Raw genomic sequence first — 3,316 nt, forward strand, 5'->3', positions numbered from 1 at the left:
CCACCCCATGTGGCCGACCCGCGAGTAGAGGTGGCCTACCACCATTCGGCTTGAACCCTCGGCCGCACACTTCCGAGTGTCCCGCATGCCGATCCTCTACCGGTCACTCACACCCCTCGATGATCATCGCTGGGTGTCATCGGGAGAGCAGCGGCGGTGCTTGTTCTGAGCCAGGTGGAGGCGCTGAGAGCTTAGCGCTCAGACCACCGAGGTCGGTGCGCCACGTAGTCGGTCACTGGTTGCCGGCCGGGGGTTCCTCGAAATTGCGCAAGAGCCGGCGAAGGGTGCGGGCCAGGACGTCCTCTTCATTACCGCTCAGCCCGTCCAGCATCTCTCGCTCCCGGGCGAGCAGACCGCGAAAGGCCTTCTCCACCACCGTTTGGCCGGCGGCGGTGAGACGCACCCGCACGGCCCTGCCGTCGCCCTGACCGGCGTGGCGGGTCACCAGCCCCCGATCGGCCAGACGGGTGATGCGGTTGGTCATCGTGCCCGAGGTGACCAGAGTCTCTCGGATCAGCTCGCCCGGAGACAGCTCGTGCGGCGGAGCGGTCCGTCGAAGGGCCGAGAGCACATCGAACTCCCACGTCTGCAGGTTCAACGGCGCAAAGGCCTCACGGCGGGCAGCATCCAGTTGATGCGCAATCCTGCTGATGCGGCTGAACACCTGCAGGGGGCCGGGATCAACGTCGCTGAGCGATTGCGCCCAACCCGCCACCAGGGCGTCGATGCTGTCAGGAGCGGTGTGGTGGGGTTCCTGGGCCATGCGGTGATTATATCTTGATGTCAAGAGAGTTAGGGCATAGCGTGATCCTTGCAGGTCATCAGCTAGTCCCAGGGAGGGGTTTGTCATGCCGATCGATTTCACTAGCCCGACCAACCGCAACACCTACGCGCTGAGAACCGCCGATGCCTCGTGGAAAGTCGCCATGAGGAGCCTGATCGACCCGGTGGGGCTTCGTGTCGCCGACGTGGGGTGCGGCGGGGGCATCTATTCCACCTCATGGCTTGAACTGGGAGCCGAGTCGGTGGCGGGAATCGACTCATCCCCGCAGATGATCGAGGACGCCACCGCCCGGGCCGATGAGCATCCGACACTGAGTTTTTGCGTGGCCGAGGCCGCCGCCACGGGGCTTCCGGACGGCACCATTGACCTCGTCTTCCAACGCGCCCTGATCCACCATCTGGATGACCTGCGACAAGTGTTCGAGGAGGCGTGGAGGATCCTGGCGCCCGGTGGCAGGCTGATGATCCAGGACCGCACGATGGACGACGTGCTGCAGCCTGGCAGCCCACAACACTTCCGCGGATACTTTTTTGAGCTTTATCCCCGACTCGTGGACTTTGAAGCAGCCCGACGCCCGAACGCCGACTCCATCGACGCCGCCGTGCGTGCGGCCGGCTTCGTCGATGTTCGTATCGCCCCCGTTGCAGAACGACGCCGGGCCTATGACCGTTTTGAGGACCTTGCCAGCGACCTGAAGGCAAGGACGGGCCGATCCATCCTTCACGAGCTCAGCGACCCCGAGCTCCTCAATCTGGTCGACTTCATCGACCACAAGATCGGCGCAGAGGGCACTATCGACGAGATCGACTACTGGACGATCTGGACGGCCAGCAAGCCCGCCCTTTGATGTCTTGGTCGTCCGGCTCCCTGCGCATGAGTCAACCTGACCCTGCTGTTCCGTCCACGCTGACCCCCCCAATATGGGGATCGGTTGCACCGCCCCGCAAGCCGATCCACGTACGGGTGCTTCATCCGAAGATCGACCGGGCGGACACTTGCACCGGCGTGGGTGGTGATGGAAGGTCGGGAGATGAGCCAGATCGTGATCGTCAATGGTGAGACCTTCCAGGTAGGGCGGCGGGACTCCCGGACCTACGATTACGACTGGGTTACTGGGCCGAATGAGGGATACGGATTCACTATCGGGAGTTTCGTCGATGTGACACGATCCAGCGGGGAACATGAGGAAGCCATCCGAGGATTTCTCGCAGGAATCGATCCAAACACGGGATACCTCTACGACGACTGAGCGATGCCGTGCCGATGACGGGTCCCCCGGTGGACGCGCCTGAGCCCCTGGTCAGAGCTGCCATGCGATTACAGAAGACAGGATGTGACCATGAAGGCAATGATCAGAAGTCCCGAGAGGCAATGCCGGATCGCGGCCCTCGGTGCAGTACTGCTGTTCTCCACCGCAGCCGCTGGCGGTTGCGCTTCAACCGAGGGGGAAACCTGCGATGGTGGATCGTCGCCGTCAACGGTGGACGAAGCGGTCCGCGGACTCATCGAGGCCGCTGAGACTAGCGATCCGGACCTGGCTTGCAAAGTCGTCTCCAACGCTGCGGACGACAACGAGATGGTCGAAGCCTTGGCCGAGCTTCGAGAACGGCTTGACGGGTTGGAAGTGGACGCCACCACCGCTGACGTCATCGAAGGGGACCAAGGGGGCAGCCTGATCCCGGTAGAGATCCATCAGCCAGGATCATCAGCGACACCCATCGAACTTGGCGTGCTATCGATTCGAGAGGAAGGCTACCGCGTCCTTTTTCCCTGAGAACCGACGCCCGGTGGGCCGGACAATTCCGCTCCCGGGGCCGCCCCCACCGGTGCAGTTTGAGCTTTCATAGGCGCAGGCGGCAGGCCGACCCTAGAGGTACCGAAACTGTGTCAGTTGAGGAACCCCCACCAGACATTTCCGCTCGCGACATGGTGTCACTTTCAGAAGTCGACGGCACTCTCAGAGCAGTTATCTTGCGGGTAGTGCCGTCGGCTTCCGAACTCCGATTGTTCAAGAGTCCTGTGCACGAACGTCGCTCTTGCTTGGTAGTCCTGTTCTCGAGAGGGAGTCGGGAACGACGAAGGCCGTGTAGCAAGTCCGAGACGATTTTGTCGGGCTCGCCGTCCCTAAGATTTTCTGTCACATTAATCGTCACGGCCACCGTCTGCGTCACTTAGAATGCTTGACGGGTTAAGTGACAGTTTTTCCAGAGCGTCCGCTGTGCGGGTTCTTTGTCACGTAAACGATCGAATAAATGACAGCGGAGGTGCAGGGTGCTCGTCGGGTACATGCGAGTGTCGAAAGCTGACGGATCCCAGACCACCGACCTGCAACGCGATGCCCTCCTCGAAGCCGGCGTGAAGCCGAAGGCCCTGTACGAGGACAAGGCTTCCGGCAAGACCGACGAGCGCCCCCACCTCGCAGCCTGCCTGAAGGCGCTGCGGGACGGGGACACGCTGCTGGTGTGGAAGCTGGACCGGCTCGGGCGGGACCTGCGCCACCTGGTCAACATCGTCCATGACCTCACCGAGCGG

Annotated in this window: 5 protein-coding genes; 4 read left to right on the forward strand and 1 reads right to left on the reverse strand. The window is 62.5% G+C overall.

All coding sequences use genetic code 11. From position 1 onward, the window contains the following. Positions 1–232: 232 nt before the first annotated feature. On the reverse strand, positions 233–763 hold the full coding sequence (locus tag AB0333_RS16850; protein WP_366219826.1) for a MarR family transcriptional regulator: 531 nt from the start codon (positions 761–763) through the stop codon (positions 233–235). Between the two features lie 85 nt (positions 764–848). Here AB0333_RS16850 and AB0333_RS16855 point away from each other — a divergent pair, with 85 nt between their 5' ends. From AB0333_RS16855 to AB0333_RS16870, 4 genes are all read left to right on the forward strand, one after another. Continuing rightward, positions 849–1,631 carry a class I SAM-dependent methyltransferase gene (locus AB0333_RS16855; RefSeq protein WP_366219827.1) on the forward strand — a complete coding sequence of 261 codons (783 nt, stop codon included), beginning with the start codon at positions 849–851 and terminating at the stop codon, positions 1,629–1,631. Between the two features lie 183 nt (positions 1,632–1,814). Continuing rightward, entirely contained in the window at positions 1,815–2,033 is a 219-nt protein-coding gene (locus tag AB0333_RS16860) for a hypothetical protein (RefSeq protein ID WP_366219828.1), read from the forward strand. A gap of 90 nt (positions 2,034–2,123) precedes the next feature. Next, a complete protein-coding gene (locus AB0333_RS16865; RefSeq protein WP_366219829.1) occupies positions 2,124–2,558 on the forward strand; it encodes a hypothetical protein in 435 nt (144 codons plus the stop codon). Positions 2,559–3,055: 497 nt separating this feature from the next. Further along, a partial coding sequence (locus AB0333_RS16870) for a recombinase family protein (RefSeq protein WP_366219830.1) occupies positions 3,056–3,316 on the forward strand: 261 nt, incomplete at its 3' end.

Origin of the sequence: Citricoccus sp. NPDC079358 (assembly GCF_040702545.1) — a bacterium.
Classification (GTDB): domain Bacteria; phylum Actinomycetota; class Actinomycetes; order Actinomycetales; family Micrococcaceae; genus Citricoccus.

What these genes read in the sequence shown, in the direction of transcription:
- AB0333_RS16850 (WP_366219826.1), bottom strand. Translation starts at nt 763, where the DNA reads ATGGCCCAGGAACCCCACCACACCGCTCCTGACAGCATCGACGCCCTG.
- AB0333_RS16860 (WP_366219828.1), top strand. Translation starts at nt 1,815, where the DNA reads ATGAGCCAGATCGTGATCGTCAATGGTGAGACCTTCCAGGTAGGGCGG.
- AB0333_RS16865 (WP_366219829.1), top strand. Translation starts at nt 2,124, where the DNA reads ATGAAGGCAATGATCAGAAGTCCCGAGAGGCAATGCCGGATCGCGGCC.
- AB0333_RS16855 (WP_366219827.1), top strand. Translation starts at nt 849, where the DNA reads ATGCCGATCGATTTCACTAGCCCGACCAACCGCAACACCTACGCGCTG.